At 48.5% G+C, this 23,347-nt stretch carries 11 protein-coding genes and 2 pseudogenes; 6 read left to right on the top strand and 7 right to left on the bottom strand.

Translation table 11 applies throughout. The features are described 5' to 3' along the window. Positions 1-156 precede the first annotated feature (156 nt). The 6 genes and pseudogenes from JXQ28_13260 to JXQ28_13235 all read right to left on the bottom strand — a co-directional run bounded on the left by JXQ28_13260 (position 157) and on the right by JXQ28_13235 (position 9,471). Positions 157-4,803, bottom strand: a complete 4,647-nt coding sequence (locus JXQ28_13260) for a T9SS type A sorting domain-containing protein (GenBank protein ID MBN2278701.1) — start codon at positions 4,801-4,803, stop codon at positions 157-159. A 420-nt stretch (positions 4,804-5,223) separates the two neighbouring features. Next, positions 5,224-5,403: a DUF1634 domain-containing protein gene (locus JXQ28_13255; GenBank protein ID MBN2278700.1), complete on the bottom strand. Its 180-nt coding sequence runs from the start codon at positions 5,401-5,403 to the stop codon at positions 5,224-5,226. Between the two features lie 3 nt (positions 5,404-5,406). Beyond that, positions 5,407-5,613, bottom strand: coding sequence for a DUF1634 domain-containing protein (locus tag JXQ28_13250; GenBank protein MBN2278699.1), 207 nt, complete (start codon positions 5,611-5,613; stop codon positions 5,407-5,409). Between the two features lies 1 nt (position 5,614). Continuing rightward, a pseudogene (locus JXQ28_13245) lies at positions 5,615-6,452 on the bottom strand (sulfite exporter TauE/SafE family protein). A 303-nt stretch (positions 6,453-6,755) separates the two neighbouring features. Then, positions 6,756-8,960: a catalase/peroxidase HPI gene (gene katG, locus JXQ28_13240; GenBank protein MBN2278698.1), complete on the bottom strand. Its 2,205-nt coding sequence runs from the start codon at positions 8,958-8,960 to the stop codon at positions 6,756-6,758. A 58-nt stretch (positions 8,961-9,018) separates the two neighbouring features. Continuing rightward, a complete protein-coding gene (locus JXQ28_13235; GenBank protein ID MBN2278697.1) occupies positions 9,019-9,471 on the bottom strand; it encodes a transcriptional repressor in 453 nt (150 codons plus the stop codon). Positions 9,472-9,762: 291 nt separating this feature from the next. Between JXQ28_13235 and JXQ28_13230 the strand changes: the two genes are divergently transcribed. The 3 genes and pseudogenes from JXQ28_13230 (at position 9,763) to JXQ28_13220 (ending at position 13,537) form a co-directional block, all read left to right on the top strand. Further along, on the top strand, positions 9,763-10,695 hold the full coding sequence (locus tag JXQ28_13230; protein ID MBN2278696.1) for a cysteine synthase family protein: 933 nt from the start codon (positions 9,763-9,765) through the stop codon (positions 10,693-10,695). Between the two features lie 147 nt (positions 10,696-10,842). Next, positions 10,843-12,183, top strand: a pseudogene (locus JXQ28_13225) (IS1380 family transposase). Between the two features lie 319 nt (positions 12,184-12,502). Further along, a complete protein-coding gene (locus JXQ28_13220) occupies positions 12,503-13,537 on the top strand; it encodes a hypothetical protein (GenBank protein MBN2278695.1) in 1,035 nt (344 codons plus the stop codon). A 313-nt stretch (positions 13,538-13,850) separates the two neighbouring features. On the opposite strand, the gene mfd is transcribed toward JXQ28_13220, so the two are convergent. Then, positions 13,851-17,270, bottom strand: coding sequence for a transcription-repair coupling factor (mfd, locus tag JXQ28_13215; GenBank protein ID MBN2278694.1), 3,420 nt, complete (start codon positions 17,268-17,270; stop codon positions 13,851-13,853). Positions 17,271-18,056: 786 nt separating this feature from the next. On the opposite strand from mfd, the gene JXQ28_13210 reads away from it, so the two are divergent. From JXQ28_13210 to gatD, 3 genes are all read left to right on the top strand, one after another. Next, positions 18,057-19,829, top strand: a complete 1,773-nt coding sequence (locus JXQ28_13210) for an AAA family ATPase (protein MBN2278693.1) — start codon at positions 18,057-18,059, stop codon at positions 19,827-19,829. Beyond that, on the top strand, positions 19,822-21,555 hold the full coding sequence (locus JXQ28_13205; GenBank protein MBN2278692.1) for an ATP-dependent helicase: 1,734 nt from the start codon (positions 19,822-19,824) through the stop codon (positions 21,553-21,555). The genes JXQ28_13210 and JXQ28_13205 overlap by 8 nt, the downstream gene beginning before the upstream one ends. A gap of 384 nt (positions 21,556-21,939) precedes the next feature. Continuing rightward, positions 21,940-23,325, top strand: a complete 1,386-nt coding sequence (gatD, locus tag JXQ28_13200; protein ID MBN2278691.1) for a Glu-tRNA(Gln) amidotransferase subunit GatD — start codon at positions 21,940-21,942, stop codon at positions 23,323-23,325. The last annotated feature ends 22 nt before the right edge of the window (positions 23,326-23,347 follow it).

The following is a 23,347-nucleotide window of genomic DNA, read 5'->3' as shown; positions in this document are numbered from 1 at the left end:
GCGGGAATTCCTTCAGATGCCGGATTTTCTAATCCCGGTCGGAAGCGTTATGGAAGTATCGACCTCAGTGGACAGATTTTTGCCAAATTCCAGATACATGATTAAAACTGATATAATACCCCCCAATCAACTATATCCGTATTTATACTCGTATCCCTATTTTATCAATAGCATCTTTTTTGTCTCTACATATTCTCCGGCCTGGAAACGATAGAAATAAATTCCGGTTGAGACTTTTATGCCACTATCATCATTACTGTCCCAGATAATCCGGTATTCTCCGGCCGGCTGGCTTTTATCCACCAGCGTCCGTACCTTTTGGCCCAGAATATTATAAATATCAATATTGACCTGAGAACGAGTGGGAAGAGAATACTCAATATTCGTCTGCGGATTAAACGGATTTGGATAATTCTGGCTGATATTAAAGGTCGCAGGAAGCAGCCCGCCCGAATCATCATTGACATCCAGAAGAATATCATTGCTGACAATCAGGGAATCGTCAATAGAGCCATCGATATCGGTATCTATATATATTTTAATTTCATTAATATAATCTTTGCTCCATTCCGGATAAATATAATGAGCCGTATGGCCGTCAATATGTGCTGTGGAGTCAACAAATTCAAGGTTATACAGGGTATCCAGTTTATTCAGTTTTAGAATATAATCAGATGCACTGCCATGATTTTCAATCAAAAAACCAAACTGGTGAATAAATTTGAAACAGGAGGAATCATTGGCTGAAGTTTCAATATCTTGGCACTGCATCAGATACTCACCCCCATCCTCATAATAGCACATCCTGACGCCAAAGGTCCGTTCGATGTCGGTCCCGTTCATTATCCACAAGGTTGAATCATCGCCGGGATAGACAATCCGTTCGGACTCGTCAAGGGCAATACCCAAACGGTAATAAGTCATAAAACCTTTATCCGACATTAACGATATTCGTGCCAACCCTCCCTGGGCCCCGGTTAATCGGCAGTCCCATTCGCCGTTAGGCAAATAAAAGCCATAAGGCGGAGCGCCCAATTTATCATTGAAAATCAAGGGCATTCCGTTTATCAGGGAATCGTCAACCGAATCGGCGAGAGTATAATAGTGCCCCAAATCCGGCGATTCCAAACGAAGCGAATCGGCTTGAGAATAAAATAAATAAAAATCTGTCGAGGCCTTATTTTTATCGCCTCCCTCTATCCCCGGAATGGTCGGTCTGTTTAAAAAGGAACTAAGGGGTTGTTCGACCCAGATTTTCATGTAGCTGTCCCAATTGAGGGAATCATAGGTCCAGAAATTCAAGGCGGTATCGGCCAGAATCCTGGTGGTTGAATCGGTCGGGATATTGCAGTCATAGACATAAATCCAGAATTTGTCCGGGTCCGAAATATGTTTTTCGAGCTTGTATGGCACCACATTATGGCAACCGCGACGATTCTGGTCAGGATGATCCAGATCACAAATGGTCAAAGTATTGAGGTCGCCGAGTGATTTATTATTGCCCAAGATATCCGAAAGTTGTCGGATCAAAGTCGGCAGAGGTGTCGATTGAGCCGTTGTGGCATGAGTAATGCGTTCCTTTCCGAATTGAGAAACCATGAATCGGTTTATGGTCACTCGTCGGTCATCATTCATCGTGACCGGATAAAGATCGGTAAAGGCACCAACAGCGGGATATTGATTTTTAAAGACGGCCGAATCGCCGAAAGCCATCATGGCGCTGTTGGAGAGACCGTAGCAGGACCCGCCCCAGCTACCCTTTATATTCATCCAGTATTCCAGGGCACGTTGACGATATAAATATTTGCCGTCAATATACATATAGCATTGGTCGGTTCCGAAAGTACCGACAAACAGACCCCAGTTTGGAAAATCGGAGGAATAGGCATCAATGGGAGGATGAATAAAATAGGCCGGGAAATTCTCTCCGGTATAAACATCAAGGACTGTGTAATCAAACTGAGTGTACCAGCTAAACGGCCACATATTGGCAATAGTATTGGCAAATTGCCAGTTATCCTCTGTTATCCGAAATCGTTCATAGGTACTATCGGGCAGGACTCTGGTCAATACCCTTGGTTTGATATGGAAGACCCCACTCTCTCCAAAGATATCGCTATGGGCGGCATCCTGGACCAGTATTCGACATCGGTATGAAATAGTATCCGGGACCTCCCACTGGCAATGTCCCGAATCGGGATCGAACATCAACTCGATTTCGTGCCAGTCGGAGGAGACATAGCCGTTATAATCAAGTGCATACATGATATGAACATAATCGACTTCCTGAGCCAGCCAGGTGATATCGACCGTCTCGCCGGGGCGAAAGAGACTGTCCTCGCGCGGAGCAAAAACGATTATCGCTCCGTTGCCGCCGACCGTTCCGGCTTTATATTCATCGCCCCCGATATCGACCGAAGCGGTTCCGTTCTCATCGGCATCGATAATCCGCTCGTCTCTTTCAAAATCATATGCGGAGGTAACAATATCATTATAACCGGAATCTACCAACGGCGAGGTGAACGACAGGTGCGGGTCGACAACGAGAAAAGTATCGAATGAAGTGGCAACATCACGAACCTGTCCGGCCACATAAAGGGTATCATCGGTATTATCCAGTATAAAATACCAAACCGTATCGTAGATATTCGGCCTTATCAGACGGTCCTTATAGGAACGACCTTTAAGATTGAAATTCTGTACTGACAGGGCGGAAATAGCCTTAATACTGTCATAGTTGATAAAACTAATAACACCGGTATCGGCCGGGATAAAGACCGGATCATAATTTTTATTGGTGGCCGCAATGCCGCCAAGACCGATTAATTCTTCAAAGGTATAAATCGTCCCGGTCGGGGTTGGCAGATAGACATCCTCGTCTCCATCAATATCGTTATCATAGAAATTATTATAGGCAACCAGCTGATCGCCATTGTCCGATACTTGCTTGTAGCCACTATTGCCGTTATGGGCAAACAGATTATTATAAACCTTCTCCGTATAATCTACCGTAGAAGAATTATATAGGCCGAACCCCTTACAAAAGAGAATGCTGTTATTGATAAAATCCATCTTGCCGGTCCGGACATGCACGAAGATCTGATTCACCGATTCTCCTCCCCCGGCAAAAATATTACTTTCCAAAAGTATGGTACTACTGTCGCCGTTTTTATCGCCCAATGCTAACGCGGCTCCACTGCTGGCGGCAATATAACATCCTTTGATAGACAGGGTATCGAGAAGCGGCATTAATTCGATAGTCACGGGGGCCGAACCGAATTTACAATTTTCAATAAAAATATCTATCGGTTTAGGATGGTACATATTGTCATCAATATTAAGACCCAAACCAGAGCAGTTGACAATATCCATATTGCTCACGGTGAATCTTTGCGGGGTTTCATCTTCACGGCTTATTTGATAAGTAATACCGTTGCCATAATCACATCCACTGATATATGAATTCTGGATTATCTGCTCTCGACCGTTTTGTGCCACAATATTTATCGCATACCCTACATTATTTTCAAATATACAACTATCAATGAAAAGCGGGCCTTCAATGTTAATCGGTTTTTGGGCCAGACGAAGTCGGCTGTTTTTGATATTCACCGAGCCGCTGTCAGACGCATAGATGCCATACCATGTCGGATACTTATAACCGGAGTTACTCATCTGATAACCATAATCGCGATCATTAATACCGGTTAGAACGGCGCTATCAACAATCAGGCGACCGTAATCGCATTTTATGGTTCCACTAATTGTATTGTCATACATTTGAAAGACAGTCCCCTTATCAATTACAAGAACTCCGCCGCTGTCGATATTCGTCCCCCCCGAATTTAAAATCGGAATATCTGACTGGATATAGGCCGAATCATAGACATACAGGTGTCCAAATCGCAAAAATGGCAGGCGACAATTTGAAGCGGATATATTTTTAATACTTCTATTAATGATAGCGCTGGCCGGACAATAGATTAAACCGGGATTAAGGGATGGTTCAACGATACCAATGCTATTAAAATGAATACTTTCCAATTCAAGCGCTCGAACTCCAAGTATCTCTATCGGCGCCTTATTATAAAAATGGCTGGAGCTGAAGAGACAATTTTTAATAGACAGGTCTTTGTTTCCCTGATAAAACAGACAATAATTTTCTCCACCGTCAAAATATTTAAAATTACAATTTTCAAACGTGGTATTACCGCCTAAGAAATCAAGCGCCGTGGTCCCGCCCGTGCAAATGTCATCACGTCCGGTAAAATTGCAGTGCAGAAAGGTATTGGAATAATCTTCTAATTCACCGCTGTAATCCGAGCTTGAGGCAATGCGGTAGCACCCGCCAAAAATGATCGGATCGCCCGCTTTGCCTTTACACGTCAATAGGCCGCCATCATTGGAAATCGCGACTGTTCCACTTAAACCCCCGCTTTGAAAAACGAGAACAAAAGCCTCATCGGGGTTCTTATCACCATCGTCGGCTTTTATATAGCTGTTGTTAATGGTAAAGGAGCCATAATTGAGGACGGAACCATCATCATTATATTCATTACTGATCATGATCGGCATTTCAATAATAAAAGGCGGCCCGGGAGAATCGCCCACGCAATCGCCGTATTCGTTGTGAGTATCCCGGCTGATTGTCATTCCCTCGCCGATTAATTCAATAGGTTCGACGACATAGGTCAACGGCTCACATTCTATAAGTCTTCGATTCAGATAAACCAAAGCGTAGGATTGAGACGCCATTAATAAAAAAAGCAATAACAATGTTGAATAAAATAGCACCTTATTCATAAATAAACCCTTTATCTGATTTAATTAATTGTAGGCAAGTAACTCTGATGTATCCGTATCACTATATATAGTGTCCGATCGATTTAATTCGTTTAACTATAAGAAAGTCAATAATAATATTATGTCAATAGAAAATGTAATATTCAATACTGATTACATCCTGTTATCGGTATATATTTAAAGACTTTATTTGTTGTTGTTAGGATCGATTGCAGTAATTTATATTTAGATAAATATATCTATATTCTATTGGCTCTTTCTAACATTATCCCTCAAATCAGACCAAAACATGTCATAACTCGATTGTCGCAGGTTCAAATCCTGCCGCCGCTGCCAAATTTAAGCTCCTGAAGTTTTGCAAATTCGGGAGTTTTGTTTTTGGAGGGATTTCCTTCAGAAGCCGGATTTTCTAACAGTTTTCTATGTTTTGGCGAGGAAAAGGCTGAATAGTAGAATTATGAGAACTATCAGGGTGATGAGAGTGTACAGATAATCACGCTTGCGGAAAAATGCGAAAACCGAAAAGAAAACACGGGCAATAGGAGTGGCGATTAGAAACAGAAGACCGAGTTGAATTATTCCATTGCCGGTGAAATGCAGGGCCTAATTGATGATACCGGCCGGCCGTCTTAACAATGGCGAGGCCATTTTGAAATCGGTGTAATCAGGGATTTCCGTGCCATGCTTGATCAAATACACAAGCGTCCCGATAAGGACAATCGCAACGAAAAAAAAGACACCATAACGGAGCAGGCGGCCGATGGTCAGGTCCAGTTGTTCATCCGGGTTTTTAATTCGAGAAATAGCCATATTATATTTTCCCCATCAGGCCATTATAGATCATTTCGATGGCCATTAGGAGGATCGCCGGGCTGAAAACCAGGCGAATTATCGACGATGGCGCCCGGACCAGCACTCGAGCACCCAGCAGGGCACCCAGGGACACACCCAGCATGACCGGCATCGCCAATCCGGGATGGATGTAGCCCCTGGAAAGATAAACTCCGGCGCTGGCCACGGCTGTGACACCAATCATAAAATTACTGGTGGTCGTGGAAACTTTGAACGGTACCTGCATTACACGATCCATGGCCAGTACTTTCATAGCCCCGGAGCCGATTCCCAGAAGCCCCGATACGACGCTGGCGATATACATCAATCCAAATCCCTGAGGAATATGGTGAATATGATATTCAACCCGGCCCTCGGGACCAGGATAAGAGCTGTCGACGCGAAGGAATTCAGCCAGCCGGTCACGGTGCTCCGCAACATCTTTATTGTGTTTTGGTCGAAACGAGATAGCGGCCGAAATTAATGAGAACAACGCCGAGAATAATTCCCAGCAGGCCAGCCGAAAATTTGGGATGAAGGTAGGCCCCGCAGATGGCGCCGATAGTCGTGGCGATCTCAAGGAACATTCCCACCCGGATATTGGAAAATCCTTCTTTGACAAAGGCCGCCGCGGCTCCGGAGGAAGTGGCAATGACCGAAATCAAAGAGGCCCCGACAGCCAATCGGATATCGATGCCAAGAATCAGGGTCAGCATAAGGACAATGATTATCCCGCCCCCCAGACCGGTCAGGGCGCCCAGAAATCCGGCGACCAGAGAACCTGCACCTATAAGAACTGTAAATTCGATGGTATTCATACTGGCTTATTATCGATTCCCCTGTGATTACAATAATATTTCATTATTCAATTATCAATTGAAGAGAAAACTACTCCCGTCCCCGGTGCTTGGTCAACGCCAAAAAATGACTGCATTACCAATGCCTCTTGTTGAATTGTCTGCAATTGGGATATTTGATTGATGGTTTAATCAACCTCATTGGAACATTCAGACAGTAACATCCCTTATCAAAAACATCCATAAACTTGGTAGCCACTTATTGACAAAATAACAGGAGGTCGAAAATATCGACCTCCTGTCTCTAAAAGCTATTCATCGAGTTTATGCGAGATCGAAGCGATCAAGATTCATCACCTTGCTCCACGCGGCCACGAAGTCATGGACAAACTTCTCACGCGAATCGCCACTTGCATAAACTTCTGCGATTGCTCGAAGCTGGGAATTCGAGCCGAAGATGAGATCAACCCGGGTCCCGGTCCACTTGAGTTCGCCGCTTTCGTAATCTCGTCCCTCAAACACGTTTTCGGAAGTGGAGGATTTCTGCCACTTCGTATTCATATCGAGGAGATTTACAAAAAAGTCATTTGTCAAAGCTCCCGGCTGTTTGGTAAAGACACCATGCGCGGACTTTCCAAAGTTTGTATTCAAAACGCGCATGCCGCCGACAAGAACCGTCATCTCGGGAGCGGTCAGCGTCAGCAATTGCGCCCGATCAACCAGCAGTTCCTCTGCCGATATGGCATATTTGGTTTTCAGGTAGTTGCGGAAACCATCTGCGGAAGGTTCGAGTACGACGAATGATTCCGCGTCGGTTTGCTCCTGCGAAGCGTCCATACGCCCGGGTGCAAACGGAACCTTCACATCGTAACCGGCTTTCTTTGCGGCTTGCTCAACGCCGGCGCAACCGGCCAAAACAATCAGGTCAGCCAGTGAAACTTTCTTACCGCCAGACGGGGCATTGTTAAATGTGTTCTGGATGCCCTCCAGAGTATTAAGCACCTTCGCCAACTCGGCCGGCTGGTTGACTTCCCAATTCTTCTGCGGTGCCAGGCGAATACGTGCGCCATTCGCTCCGCCCCGCATATCGGAACCACGGAACGTCGATGCCGAGGCCCAGGCGGTCGAAACCAGTTGCGAGACAGACAGACCGGAAGCCAGAATCTTGCCTTTGAGGGAGGCGATGTCCTGCGCATCTATCAATTTGTGATTGACTGCGGGAATGGGATCTTGCCAAATCAACTCTTCGGCAGGTACTTCCGGACCGAGATAACGCGAACGGGGACCCATATCGCGGTGTGTCAGCTTGAACCACGCCCGGGCGAAGGCGTCCGCGAATTCCTCGGGATTCTTCTGGTAACGCCGGGCAATCGGCTCGTAGATTGGGTCGTAGCGAAGGGAAAGGTCCGCCGTGGTCATCATCGGCCGGTGTTTTTTGGACGGGTCATGCGCATCAACCACCATGTCTTCTTCGGCCACGTCCTTGGCCAGCCACTGATGCGCGCCGGCCGGGCTCTTGACCAGCTCCCATTCGTATTTGAACAGCATGTTCAAATAGCCCATGTCCCATTTGGTCGGGTTCGGTTTCCAGGCGCCCTCGATGCCGCTGCCGATCGTATCGCCGCCTTTGCCCCTGCCGAAACTGCTCTTCCATCCGAGCCCCTGCTCCTCGATGGGGGCGGCCTCGGGTTCCGGACCGACATGCACCGCATCGCCCGCGCCATGACACTTGCCGAACGTATGCCCGCCGGCAACGAGCGCGACGGTCTCCTCGTCGTTCATGGCCATGCGCGCGAAGGTCTCTCGAACATCACGGCCGGAGGCGACCGGGTCCGGGTTGCCGTTCGGGCCTTCCGGGTTCACATAGATCAGGCCCATCTGCACGGCGGCGAGCGGATTTTCGAGATCGCGGTCGCCTGAATAGCGTTTATCACCAAGCCACTCGGCCTCGGAGCCCCAATAGACATCCTCTTCCGGCTCCCAGATGTCCTCGCGTCCGCCGCCGAAGCCGAAGGTCTTGAATCCCATCGACTCCAGCGCGCAGTTGCCGGCGAGAATCATGAGGTCGGCCCAGGAGATCTTGCGGCCGTATTTCTGCTTAATCGGCCAGAGCAGCCGGCGCGCCTTGTCGAGGTTCACGTTGTCCGGCCAGCTGTTGAGAGGCGCAAGGCGCTGGTTGCCGGACCCCGCACCCCCGCGGCCATCGCCCATACGGTAGGTACCGGCGCTGTGCCAGGCCATCCGGATGAAGAGTGGTCCGTAGTGACCGTAATCGGCCGGCCACCAGCTCTGTGAATTGGTCATCAATGCATAAAGATCCTTTTTCACGGCCTTAAGATCGAGGCTTTTGAACTCCTCAGCGTAGTTAAACTTCTCACCCATCGGATTGGACAGGGGAGAATGCTGGTGAAGGATATTCAGTTTCAATTGGTTTGGCCACCAGTCTTGATTCGAAGTTCCTTTTGCCGGACTGCTTGCTCCGCCCGTTACCGGGCATTTGCTATCACTATTTGCATTCTTATCAGTCATAACTGCTCCTTATAAGGATTTATGTTGTACATTTTACCATTATCTTATATTATCAATATTATTTATTTTTCTTACTACAACTTGAACATAAACCTTCGATTACAACATGTTTGAAACCTGTTTTACCCCAGTGAGAGACAGATGCCGGCAGTTTCATCCGGTCAAAATCGGGCCAATAAAAATCTTCCATTCTTTTGCATTTAGAACAAACAAGATGATGATGATTGGATATATTAATATCAATACGCGTCGTATTATCGATATGGTGGACTTTTTTAATCAGACCATATTTTTCGAAAATTCCGATCGTCCGATAAACAGTATCCAGAGAAATCGTTTTCAGATGCCGGCGCACCTGATTGAAAATTTTTTCGGTTGTGGGGTGATCGGGATTTTGAATAAGGGCTCGAAATATCTCGGTGCGTTGATGAGTAATCCTTAATCCCCTGGATTTACAGACTTTTTCGAATCTGTCCATCATTTCGGCGACATGATCCCCGGTCTTTTTCATATGAATTGTAACATCCTTATTGTAGAATTGTTCCTATTTAGGAATAATTATAATAAAATATTTTAGGTCAATTATAAAAGTGCGAATTTTGACATACACTCCTTTCCCACATTTTCCCGGCAAAAAAAGCCTAAACACGCCATAACCCCGAAGGTCGGGACTCGCCCCCCCCTGCGCTACCAAATTTAAGCTCCTGAAGTTCAATGGCTTCGGGGATTTTGTTTTTTGGTGGTTCTTATCTGTCATATTGGTATATTTCTACATTATATAAGCAGATAGGAAAAGCAGATAATGAATATTGTCAGCAATGTTCTGAGCGCCATCGGAAACACGTCACTGGTCCAATTGCATAAGGTCGTTCCACCCGAATGTGCGAGAATATTCGTAAAACTCGAATGGGAAAATCCGACCGGGAGCATGAAAGACCGGACCGCCCGGGCCATGATTGCACGAGCCGAGGAAGACGGCCGGCTGAAACCCGGGGATACCATCGTTGAGTACACCGGCGGCAGTACCGGTATATCGCTGGCTCTGGTCTGTATCGCCAAAGGATACCACCTGCATATCGTTTCCTCCGATGCTTTCAGCCGGGAAAAACTGAAACATATGTCGGCTCTGGGAGCCAGACTGACTCTGGTACCGAGTGAAGGCGGCCTGACCACCAAAAAACTTATTCTGGATATGATCGAAACCGCCCGTGAAATCAGCAAAGAGCCGCATACTTTCTGGACCGATCAACTCAATAATCTCGACAGTATTACCGGCTACTACCCGCTGGCCGAGGAAATCTGGAACCAGACCGGCGGCAAACTCGATGCCTTTGTTCAATGTGTCGGCACCGCGGCTTCCGCGCGCGGCGTAGCTACCGTATTGAAGCGGTACAATCCGAAGATTAAGATAATCATCGTGGAGCCGGCTGAATCGGCGGTATTGTCAGGCGGCCAGGCCGGACCTCATAAAATCGAGGGAGTCGGTATCGGCTATACTCCGCCGCTCTGGGATCCGGATCTGGTCGATGAAATCATTGCGGTCGGGACTGATGATGCCAAGGCGATGGTGCGGCGTCTGGCCAGGGAAGAGGGGCTTTTTGCCGGAACATCATCGGGAGCCAATGTTATCGCGGCTATTCGGGTGGCCGAGCGCTTGGGGCCTGAGGCCGCGATTGTTACCCTGATGGTTGATTCCGGTTTGAAATACCTCAGCACCGATGTTTTCGGGAAATAGAAGATTCCTTTGTTCTCCAACCGATCAACTGCTTATATAAACCCGGATTTCCCATTTGAATCTGGGTTCTGGGATTGAGATGCGTTAATATATGGCGTATGGAAAGGGATTTGATGGACATTTGATCATCGAAAGTGGGAGAACCCGATGGGTGAAGGATGCAAGGACGCTCTCAGGCTCAATTTTGATCGCAAATTGAAGCTCGAATTTCATGGAACCAAGGTTACCAGTGATGCCGGTTTGCTGGCATACCGAGAGCTTGATGAGACCTTGGGATTGACGAGGACGGCGGTGGTTGAGATCATTGACAGTTGAACCGGGGGTAGCACCCGGCACAGTATTGTTGCTTTACTGAGGCAGTCGCTATACAGCCGATTGGCCGGCGATGAAGATACCAACGATGCCGAGCGACTGTGTGTTGATCCTGCGATGCGGCACGTGGCCGGCGGCCGGGCCACCGAACACAGGGTCGCTTCGACGAGCCAGATCGGTCGCTTTGAGACTGAGATACTGACTCAACCGAAGAACCTTGAGTTTCTGATGAATCTACCTGGCAGATGGGTAGATCAGGTTCTTGAGAACCGGCCGCAAAAGCAGATTATCCTCGATATGAATAATTCCGTCAGCCCGACCTTTGGTCATCAGGAAGGTTCGGCCTACAGCGGCTATTTTGAATGCACGTGTTATCATCCATTGTTCTGTTTCAACCAGTATGGCGACGTCGAGCGGGTGCATCTACGCCACGGTATTGTTCACAGCGCCGATGAATGGCGGCATGTTCTGGAGCCAATTGTCAATCGTTATCGAGGCTACGACATCCCACGGTTTTATCGCGGCGACGCTGGTTTTGCCAATCCGGATTTGTACAGCTATTTGGAAACAGAAGGATACTTCTATGCCATACGTCTGAAAGCCAATGCCATTCTGTACAGCGAGGTTGAGCATTTACTGACTCGTCTTGTTGGTCGTCCGCCTAAGAAACCGATTGTTCAGTATTACAGTTTTCGTTATCAAGCCGCCAGTTGGGATACAGTCAGAAGAGTCGTCTCCAGGGAGGAATGGCATGCGGGCGAGTTGTTCCCACGGATTGGTTCCATCGTGACGAACCTTCGCTGGAAATCTGCGAATGTAGTGAAGTTCTACAACCGGCGTGGTACGGCCGAGCAATGGATCAAGGAGGGCAAATACGCCTTGAACTGGACGCGGCTTTCCTGTCATGATTTTGTGGATAATCAGGTAAGATTGCAATTGTTTGCTCTGGCATATAATCTGGGAAACTTTCTGAGGCGGCTGGCACTGCCCAAATCAGTCAAAGTGTGGTCACTGAGGACACTCCGAGAGAAACTGATCAAGATCGGAGCCAAAGTCGTTCGTCACGCCCGTTATGTGACATTTCAGATGGCTGAGGTATTGGTATCGAGATCGTTGTTTTATGAAATCCTTAAGCGGATTGGCCGCTTGAAACCAGCCCCGGTCAGCACAGACTAATATGGCAGGCTACTGCAAGATATGGTGTTCTGGGAGTGTAAACGGGGAGAGTCTGCCCAGAGACGGTTTCCGGAAGGCTGGCAACACCACAAGGCCGTCATTTTTGTGCTCATTGGAGCGATCACTCAGGGAAACGAGTAAATTCTTGACCATTCGGGGATGTTTTTGCATATTCAGAGTAACGGAAAGGACAAATTATGTTTTTGAAAACTCTATCTGGGAAATCTCAGTTAAGATATTCTACAAGCCAATCGATCCGCGGATAGTCTGAAACTATCTGCCGGAAATCTACGTAGCACCAATATAGAAGGAGTACGTAGTGATCGTTTCCTCGCCTTCATCGCCTGCCCAAGGCAAAACTCAAACCGGGATTTTTGGTCGCATCCCGCCCTGGGTGACCCTGTTGGCGCTGGCCCCGATTCTTGGAGAACTGGTCTCCAGCCACCAGACACCGCTTGAATTTGTTAACCCATTCAACCTGCTTATTCTCTCTCTACCATACGGATGCGGGGCGTTGATCTGTCGGGAACTGCTGATTCGGTGGTCTGGAAGTGCGCTATCCCTGCTTTTGTTGGGATTAGCCTTCGGAGTCTATGAGGAGGGAGTTGTTGTCTACTCGCTCTTCGATCCAGATTGGTCGGAACTCGGCCCGTTGGCGACATACGGGTTCCGTGTGGGCGTCAATTGGACCTGGTCGATCATGACGATACAGTTTCACGCCCTGATCAGCATCGGTTCCAGTGTTGTACTCGCTCATATCATTCATTCCGACCGCAGAAATCAAGCCTGGCTGGGGAAACGGGGATTGATCGCCTGCGGCGCTGGCCTGCTGGCCTGGATTCCTGTGTTGGGTCTGATCATGAAGTACGACATGCATCGTCCCTTCCCTCAGCTGTATTTGTATCTCCTGGCCTGGGGCGTTGTACTTGGGCTGGTATTCGCCGCCTACCGCCTCGCCATCCGGCAAGTCCCCTCAGTTAAAACGGTTCGGGCCAGACCATGGTTTTTCTTTGTTCTCGGTTTGATCAACATCACGGTTGTATTTAGCTGTGTATTCATAACCGCCGAGTATGGCTTTCCACCTCTGGGGGTGACCTTGCTGTCATTGGTCCTGTTTGACGCCATCTCGCTCGCGTTGGTGTGGCGCTGGTCCGGACATACACGCGGTTGGGATGACCGTCACCGTCTCGCCCTGATTGCCGGTCTCTTGGTATTCTTTGTCTTTTTTGCATTCACTAAAGACTTCGAATCATGGCATGGTACGAGCATTATCGGTATTCTGACAATTATGGGCCTTTGGCAACTCGGCCGCACGGTTCATCGCAAGCGGCAACTCTCGGGTTATACTTCCTGATCAATTCCATTGCATTATTGAGGGTCAGGGTAATAATTTGTCGAACCTATTCAGGAGAATAAAGCTATCTTTTTCAGCGCATTACCGAAAGCCTATAAAGCATTCCTTCGGGCGGGCGTGGCAGTATCGTTTCTGGGATCATATCATTCGAAATCGGGATGATTTGAATAATCATATTGATTATATTCATTATAATCCTGTCAAACATGGAAAAAACTTATTGCTCTTTTAAAGGCATATAATTTTACAGGAATATGGGGGATATGAGGAAAAATAATGGGCATTGTTTTCCATGTACAGTGCTTCCCCCCCTTCACACCCGGTTCAGCAGTGTCCGGAGGCAGGCCAGGCGGCTGTTTTTATCCACCTGCGATAAATCCACCCGGATAATCGCCCCCTCGGCCAGCGCAAACTCCATCGGATACTCCACCGCCCGGCGCCAGTTCTCCACCTCCTTGCGCTCAAACCTCTTCCGGCAATTAAACATAAACTCCACCCGCCCGGATTTGATCCTGATCCGCTCGATATCATGCGCAAAGGCCGAAATCCGCACCGCCGCCGCCTCGAACAAGTTGTTCACCTCGACCGGCGGTTTGCCGAACCGGTCCTCGACATCATCGCGAATCTTTTCGATCTCATCCAGCGACCGCGCCCCCGCGATCTTCTGGTAAATCTCGACCTTCTGTTGCCGAATATCGATATAATGCTCCGGTATCATCAGTTCCACTTCGGCCTCGATCTTGGTATCCGGCATCCGCGGTACCTCCTGGCCTTTCAGCTCGGCTACCGCCTCCTCGAGCATTTTGGCATACAGGTCGAACCCGACCTCCTCGATAAACCCCGACTGCTGGGCCCCGAGAATATTCCCGGCCCCGCGTATCTCGAGGTCTTTCATGGCCAGCGCGAAACCGGATCCCAGGTCGGCATGAGCCTCGATCGCCCGAAGCCGTTTGCGGGCGTCGTTGGTCAGCAACTTGTACTGCGGTGTCAAAAGGAACGCCCGCGCATGCACCGATGATCGTCCCACCCGGCCGCGCAACTGGTACAACTGCGCCAGCCCGAACCGGTCGGCGCGGTTGATGATAATCGTGTTCACCGACGGGATATCCAGTCCCGATTCGATAATGGAGGTCGACAGCAAAACCTGGAACCGGCCCGACAAAAAAGCCAGCATGATCCCTTCGAGCGATTTCTCGTGCATCTGCCCGTGGGCCACCGCGATCTCGATCTGCGGCAGGATTTTCTTCAGGTAACGGTACATCGCCTCGATGGTTTGCACCCGGTTGTGCACGAAATAAATCTGCCCGCCCCGGTCCACCTCATGCAGTATCGCCTCGGCGATAGCTTCCGGTTCGAACTCCGTGATCTGCGTCAATATCGGCCAGCGGTCTTTGGGCGAGGTGTTGATCAGCGACATATCCCGCGCCCCCATCAAAGACATCTGCAACGTCCGTGGTATCGGTGTTGCCGTCATCGCCAGCGTGTCCACCGTCGTCTTGATCTTCCTCAGTTTCTCCTTGTGCCTGACCCCGAACCGCTGCTCCTCGTCGATCACCAGCAGTCCCAGGTCCCGAAACTGCACGTCCTTAGATAACAGCCGATGCGTTCCGATCACCACATCGACTTTCCCCTCGGCCAGCTCCTTAACGATTTCCAGTTGCTCTTTCCGCGTCTTGAACCTGGAGAGCATCTCCACCCGGACCGGAAATCCCGCCAGCCTCTGTGAGAAGGTGTTCAGATGTTGTTGCGCCAGGATTGTCGTCGGCACCAGAATCGCCACCTGTTTGCCGGCCTCGATTGCCTTGAAAGCCGCCCGAATCGCCACCTCGGTCTTGCCGTACCCCACATCACCGCATACCAGCCGGTCCATTGGCATCGCGCTCTCCATATCCCGCTTGATATCCTCGATCGCTTTCAACTGGTCCTCGGTCTCATCGTGCGGGAACGAGGCCTCCAGTTGCCTCATCCAAGTGGTATCGGGTCCGAAGGCAAATCCCGGGCGCGTTTTCCGCTCGGCATAAATCTTGATCAGCTCCTCGGCCATATCGGCAATCGCCTTTTTGGTCCGCTCCTTGATTTTCTCCCAGCCCGTTCCGCCCAGGGCCGAAAGTTTCGGGGCGGCATCCTTCCCGGAATACTTCGACACCCGGTTAAATTCCTCGATCGGCACATACAGCTTGTCCCCGCCGAAATAATTCAGCAACAGGCAATCCCGCGACCGTCCGTCCACCGCGATCGTCTGCAACCCCTTGTACTGCGCAATCCCGAAATCGGTATGCACCACGTAATCGCCGTCGATCAGGCTGGTGTAACTCTGGATCGCCACCCCTTCTTTGAATTTTCTGCGTTTGGTGCGGCGGTAATGACGGCCGAAAATCTGGTGGTCGGTAAGGATCGCGATCCGGTTGCCCGAGGAGACGAATCCCCCTTTGAGATTGGCCACCTCGATCGGAAGCGGTGTCTCGGTTTCCAGCTTGTCGGTCAGGAGTTCATTCAGGCGGGCAGCCTGCCCGGGATTGTCCGCCGCAATAAAATACTCGATCCCCAACTGTTCGAAATCCCCGATCGTCGCCGCCAGCAAATCCAGCCGCGATCCCAGCGCCGGATGTTCCCGGCATTGAAAATCGATAATATGTTCCCGGCCGCCCTTGAACGGTAACCAGTCGATCTTCTGTTCCGCCGCCAGATACCCTTCGAGTTTGTCCCGGTTGCGGAAATATTCTGATACTGTCGGCGGCTGTTCCAGCCGTTCCCGAATCCGTACATAGCGCCGCTCAGCATCGGTCATGATTTCCTCGATCGTCCCGGTCAGATTCCCGACCCCGTTTATAAAATAGAGCGGTCTTGGCGGCAAATAATCCAGCAGGCAACCCGTCTCCACCCCGAATGTTACCGCCAGCCATTCCAGTCCCGGCAACTCCGGGTCGTTGATATACCGCGCCCGGATCAAATCCCCGTCCCGTTCCGGCATCCCGGATATATACCGCTCCACCGTCTCCTGCGTGATCGTCACCTCGCGGCGGGGGAGAAGCTCCACTGCTTCCAGACGGGCCGTAGTCCTCTGCGAGGAAACCTCGAACCGCCGGATCGTCTCGACCTCGTCGCCGAAAAATTCCACCCGCACCGGGTACTCCAGGCCGGGGGAGAAGAAATCGATCAGCCCGCCCCGAAGCGCAAAATCGCCGACCTCCTCCACCAGCGCCACTCTCCGAAATCCCATCGCGATCAACTTGACGGCGAATTTCTGGATATCGATCTCATCGCCGATCCGCACCATCAGGCTGTTCTTCTCGAAATCCTCGACCGCAATCGTCGGCTCGATCACCGCCGCCACCGGCGCCACCACTATTTTCGTCCCGTTGTTTTTCAGGCGGGCTATGGTCGATAACCGGCTGCCGACTATCTCGGCCGAGGGAGGCCGGAATTCGAACGGCGGCGACTGTAGCGACGGGAAATGGCTGACCGCCTCATCACCCAGCAAAAACCGCAAATCCTCGTAAAGTGCCTCCGCTTCCTCCGGTGATGAAATCACCGCCATCACCGGCCGCCCGGTCTGCTCGACCGTGTTGGCCAGGAGGACCGCCGGCGATGAACCCGCCAGCCCGGTGATACTTATTTCTTTTTCGATACTACTGCCGATCCGGTTGACCAGTTCCGTAAAGGGGGGCGTATTACCGAACCTATCCAGGATTGACTTTATCCGGCTGTCTTTTTTAATCGTGACGCTGTTCATAAAAATCTTCTTCCAAGCACAAAAGCCCCACCCGAAATTCGGGAGGGGTATCACGTTTTTATATTTTATCGGTTAGTATTCTAATACATTCACACCCGCAAATCAATCACTTTTTCAGAAATTTGCTGACTTCCCCGTCTGCCACCTATACCTTTATACTTCCGCCCCCCGCCATTTTCAACATTTTCCCTTCCATTCTTTGTTTTTGTTTTTCATGTCATTCCATCCCTTTTCTTTCATTCATTCCTGTTTTATCATTCCCGGCCTTTTTTTCATTCCCGCTTCTTTTCCCATCATTCCCGACCCCCTTTTTTGTCATTCCCGACCTGATCGGGAATCCATCTTCATCCCTTCTTGAGAGGGGTGGATCCGCCGCAGGCGGAGACGGGGTGTGTCATCCAATCTGCTTTTTGTGGGCGGCAAACGCCTCGTCCGCCCCCATTAGATCGATCCCATAAAAAACCATTGCCGATTTCCCGCTCGCATATTATACTTATCCTGGTATTTGGGTCAAAACCCCCGCCGAAGGTCCGAAGCGAAGCGGAGGAGGTTTCGACATCATACCTGTTTATGATTCGAACAACAAACCGGGTGGCCTCACCCGCTGATCAACACACCATCGTTTTTACACCCCTCGGGACCAGGCCCACCGGATAGCAGATGGAATCTGATATTCATTAGGTAACTGTGAGATAATTGGATCGTTTAATATTACTGGAATTAAATCAAATGTTGTAAATTTTGAAAAGAAGCAATTGTATATAATTGAATCTGAGGTTCCTCAAAATGTATATCTCAAGACTTGAAATATCCAATTTTAAAAAGGCCACCAGTAATAATCCAATAATAATTGAACTAAAGAACGGATTAAATTTACTCATTGGTGAAAATAACATTGGAAAAACCACTATAGTAGAAGCGTTGGTTATTTGCCTGAATTATGGAAGCTCAGATAAGAATGTATGGCTTTCTGAGGCTGATTTTCACGATCCAACGAAGCCAATTAGTATCGGAATAGAGTTCTCGGGCCTGAATGATGCTCAGCAGGCAGCATTTCTTGAGGCGTTGATTCTTGACGGGGAACATGGCAAGCATAAGCTCAGGTTTGATTTCAACTTCAACCTCCGAGGTACGAAAATACAGCCACAGGTCAAGTGCGGTGAGACCGGCGACACAACAAACCCATATGATATTCTAGCTTATCTAAGGGCTATATTTCTTCCTGCATTGAGGGATGTTAGTTCCGAATTCAAACCGGGCTACCGCAGCCGTGTTGGTAATATTCTTAAGAAAAATCTGGATGATGAAGGTGTAGAGTTCGAATCAATATTCCAAAAAGCCAACCGGGAAGCATTGGCCTTGCAGGGCGATGAGAACCCTGTACTTAAGCTTGAGAAGAATACAAATCCGAATATTGATAAACTCACACTGCGCGGTGATGACAATAAGATTAAGCTGAACTTCGTCGATCAAGAATTTACGAAAATTCTTTCAAATATTCGCATGACCTGCGCTGCTAAGGGTCTTGATATTAGCACAAATGGGTTGGGATATAATAATCTTATATTCATCTCAACTGTTCTGACTGAATTGAAATACGATGAAGTACTCACTCCTCACAAGTTCAGCTGTCTGATTATTGAAGAACCTGAAGCTCATTTGCACCCACAGCTTCAATCACTGCTATTAGAATTTCTTCAAAACGAATACAAAGATATTCAGGTGATTTTAACGTCGCATTCCCCGACATTGGCATCAGTTGTAGATTTGAACAATATCAATATACTTTGCAGAAACGCGGACAATGTGAAGAGTCTTCTTCTGCAAAACGCTAGTATTCAGGAATCTAATAAACTATTCCTGCAACTGTTTCTGGATGTTACTAAGTCTCAATTGTTTTTTGCTCGTTCCATAATTTTCGTGGAAGGGATTACCGAGGCAATCTTGTTGAAGTCATTCTGGGATTATATGTATCGTGATCCTAATGATAGCTTTGAGAAACAAGGGATCGAGATAGTTAATATTCAAGGCGTGTCATTTAGCAGATATATCGATCTTGTGAGCAATGTGTTCAGCGAATCGAACGTCAAGTCTGTAATCATTACGGATGATGATCGCGGAACAGGCAGAGATTGTCCGAATGATATGCGTTTTACAAGGGATGGTAATTTACGGGATACATCGGAGATCATTTCTATTTTCGATAGTGCCCCAATATCTGCAAGGGCGGCCGGGCTGAAGAGTGAGGTAGATACTCTTAGAGCTCAAAACAAGCGAATTGCATTATTTATGGCAAGGAAGACTCTTGAAGTTGAACTGGGCATGGCGAATATGGTCTTTAGGCACAGGTTAGGACAATTGCTTGATACTACATTTGACACTACAAGTGATAAAGAGCTTGGTATTGAAGTATGGAAATGTGTAGTATCAAGCTCAAGCAAATCTGATTTTGCGGACAAGCTGGTTGCCGTTATTCAGGAAGACATAAAGAACATCCGATTTTCATTGGCTGTACCGAAGTATATCCGGGATGCATTTGAGTATATCACGAATGATTGAACTTACAACCAGTCAGCAGGCCGCGGTTAATGCCGAGGGGCTTATTGTTTTGACCGCTTGCCCAGGGAGTGGCAAGACAACAGTCGTTGCGCATAGGTTGCGGCATTTAATGGAAAAAAGACAATTGAGGGAATACCAAGGTATTGCCGTTTTATCCTTTACAAATGTAGCCAAAGACTCCATTAGACAAATGTATTATGAATTGACTGGCGATCAGGTAAAGGGACCTCACTTCGTTGGAACAATAGATAGCTTTCTCAATGGATTTGTGATTCGCGTCACAGGTCACCGGCTACTAGAAAAGAAGACGCAGAAGGTTATCATACTGGACGTAAATTCATTATGGATTGATGACCGATTCCCGAAATTAAAGCAGTTTGGTTTAAGTGGCCAGAATATTTGCCACGATTGCTCTGGAAATGTGATATATCAACAGAAGAACAAGACAATAAGTGCAGAAGCTCAGCAGTATTTGGTAGTTGTAAAACGAGAACTCAGGAAAGGAAATATTATCACTCAAGGGGATGTCAGCTACTATTGCCTTGAGATTCTTAGGTCATTCCCTGGTTTTACAAAAGCGCTATGCAATCGCTTTCCATTTATCATTGTCGATGAAGCGCAGGATTGCTCTGAAACGCAAATGGCGATAATTGATGAATTGAAGAGACAAGGGCACTCTGAAATCATGCTGTTAGGTGACCCATATCAGTCTATTTATGAGTGGAGAGATGCCAATCCAGAGTTAATTATCGCAAAAGACCAAGACGGCGATTGGCAGTCACTCAGTATCACGGAAACCCAACGCTGTGGTGAAAGCATTTGTCAATTCCTCAATAAGTTCCATAATGCTCGATCAATAACTCAGGATACTAATCGGACGGAAATAAGTGACGCCGAAGTGATTGCCCGGCAAGCAGACGATTTTAACAATGCTTTGGCTGAGTTCGTTGCCTATGCAAGAGACAAAGGTATTATGATTGGACCCGATAATGTGGCTATTCTCTATGGTGGGCATAGGTCAGTTGCAAATATTCGGAAAAGTAAGATCAAAGAGACTGATTTGTTTGCTGTAGAAAACTCAGATATTCAAGCATTGCCTCTAAGGGCGAAAATACACTTCGATAGAGCAGAATATAAACAGGCATACGAATGTCTTCTTAGATTCCTCTATTTCTCTTCAAAAGGCGAACGGGTTAAATCTTCAAGGCAATTGCATGACCATAAACTTGGTGATCTTGACAGCAAATGGCTAATCTGGTCTACCTGCAAGAGACTACCTTCGCTAGAGTTATCACTTCTCGAATGGATTAGAGAGGTAAACGTAGTGCTAAATGAAGCTACCTCAGAAATCGGTTGTCGGGCATGTGAACTTAAGAAGAAACGCAATCAGGCAGACCTTAACAACTTGAATAAAGATTTGCTAATAGAAGCAGATGAGGCTGAAGTTAGGGAGATCACAATTCAAAACATCCATCAAATCAAGGGTAGAACGTTTGATGCGGTTATGATATACGTTGACAGCGGTCGGGGTAGGTGGAAGCTGACTGTCAGTAAAATAAAGGAAAGCCTTACACAGCATGACCTTTTTGGCTCCGACCATCTAGATGATACAAGATGTTTCTATGTTGCTGCATCGAGGGCAAGAAAAGTGCTTTGGATTTGTAGTAAAGATAAAGCCATCGAGACAATTTTTCAGCCAAGTAAACCAGGAGCCCCGCGCTCCTGACTATTTTCCCATGTTTCAAAATTTCCCCCGCCTCCCGCTTTCCCTACCAAACCACCCTTAATCCATACCCCGCCCGGATTTATATGAAAACCCTTATATCCAAAAATATCCGGCATAAAAACTTTTTACTGACAAAACGAACCCATTTCATGACCTATCCCAAAATCGAGGTGCCCCGCCGCTTGCGGTGGGAAAAATTCCGGCGGATGAAACGAACCCATTTTTCCCGAAAACTTTTTTACTGAGGAAACGAACCCATTTTGAAAAAATACTCGAAGGATGAAACGAACCCATTTGCCCGCGGCTGACCCCGTTTTCTTCCCTTGACTATTCGGCCCTTTTGCCTTTCATTTGGGGAAATTTTAAACGGGAATCTGTGAGATTATGAATGATAATGCCATGAAAGGATATAAAGGACGGGCCAAAGAAGTCCTCCAGTCACTCGGCGGACGGGTCTGGGCCAATGTCCGGCTCAAAACCACCAAAGGCGATTTCGAGGGGGTTATCCTCCCGCGCTCCGAGACCGCCGATGGCGACCATATCGTCCTCAAACTCAAAACCGGCTACAATATCGGGATCCGGGCCGACAGTATCAACGAAATCATCGAGACCGGCTATAAAGAAGCTATCTATAAAATCCCCGAAAAGGAATTTCCCTTCTCGCCGGATAAACCCAATGTCACCCTGCTCGGCACCGGCGGCACCATCGCCTCCCGGCTCGATTACCGCACCGGCGCCGTCATCCCGGCCTTCACCCCGGGCGAGCTCTACGGTGCTGTCCCGGAACTGGCCGATATCTGCAACCTCGAAACCCTCAAACTGTTCGGCGTCTTCTCGGAAAATATGGGCCCCGAACAATGGAAAACCCTGGCTGTCGAAATCGGCCGCCAGATCGAAAAAGGGGTCAAGGGAATCGTCATCGGCCACGGTACCGACACCATGCATCATACCGCCTCGATCCTGTCCTACATGGTCCAGAACAGCCCGGTTCCGATCGTCATGGTCGGTTCCCAGCGCTCCTCGGACCGCCCCTCGTCCGATGCCGCCTTCAACCTCCGGTGCGCCTGTTACACCGCCGGCCATTCCGATATCGCCGAAATCATGGTTTGCATGTTCGGGCCGACTTCCGATGAATACAACCTCCTCCACCGCGGCACGCGGGTGAGGAAAATGCACTCCTCCTACCGCTCGACCTTCCGCACTATCGGCGATGTGCCGATTGCGATGGTTACCCCGGAGAAATTCACACCCATCAAGCATGATTACAAAAAGCGCCGCGATGACCGCCAGGTCGATATCCGGGCGGTTTTCGAGGAAATGGTCTCGATTGTCTATTATTATCCCAATATGCGCCCCGATATAATTGAAGCGTTGATCGACAACGGCTACAAGGGGATCGTTATCGCCGGAACCGGATTGGGTCATGTCAACAAGCCGCTCTATCCGGCTCTCAAGAAAGCCCACGAATCCGGCATCGCCGTCTTTATGACGGTGCAGACTCTGTGGGGCTATGTGCAGATGTATGTTTACGATACCGGCCGCGATATGATGGAACTGGGAGTTATTCCGGCCGGGAATATGCTCCCCGAGGCCGCCTATACCAAACTCGGCTGGGTGCTGGCCCAGACATGCGAACCGGAAAAAGTCAAAGAGATGATGTTGACCCCGATCGCCGGTGAAATCACCGAGCGTGAACCGTTCGATGGTTACCTGATTTTCCAGGGAGGCATCCCCGAGGTGGAGCAGTTCATCAGCCGTTTCCACCGCTGAGAATTTTATGGATGCACGAATA

The organism is Candidatus Zixiibacteriota bacterium, assembly GCA_016933955.1.
In the GTDB taxonomy this organism is placed as follows: domain Bacteria; phylum Zixibacteria; class MSB-5A5; order GN15; family PGXB01; genus JAFGTT01.
The sequence above is the reverse complement of the archived record's forward strand: the minus strand, read 5'-3'. Positions and strand labels throughout refer to the sequence as shown.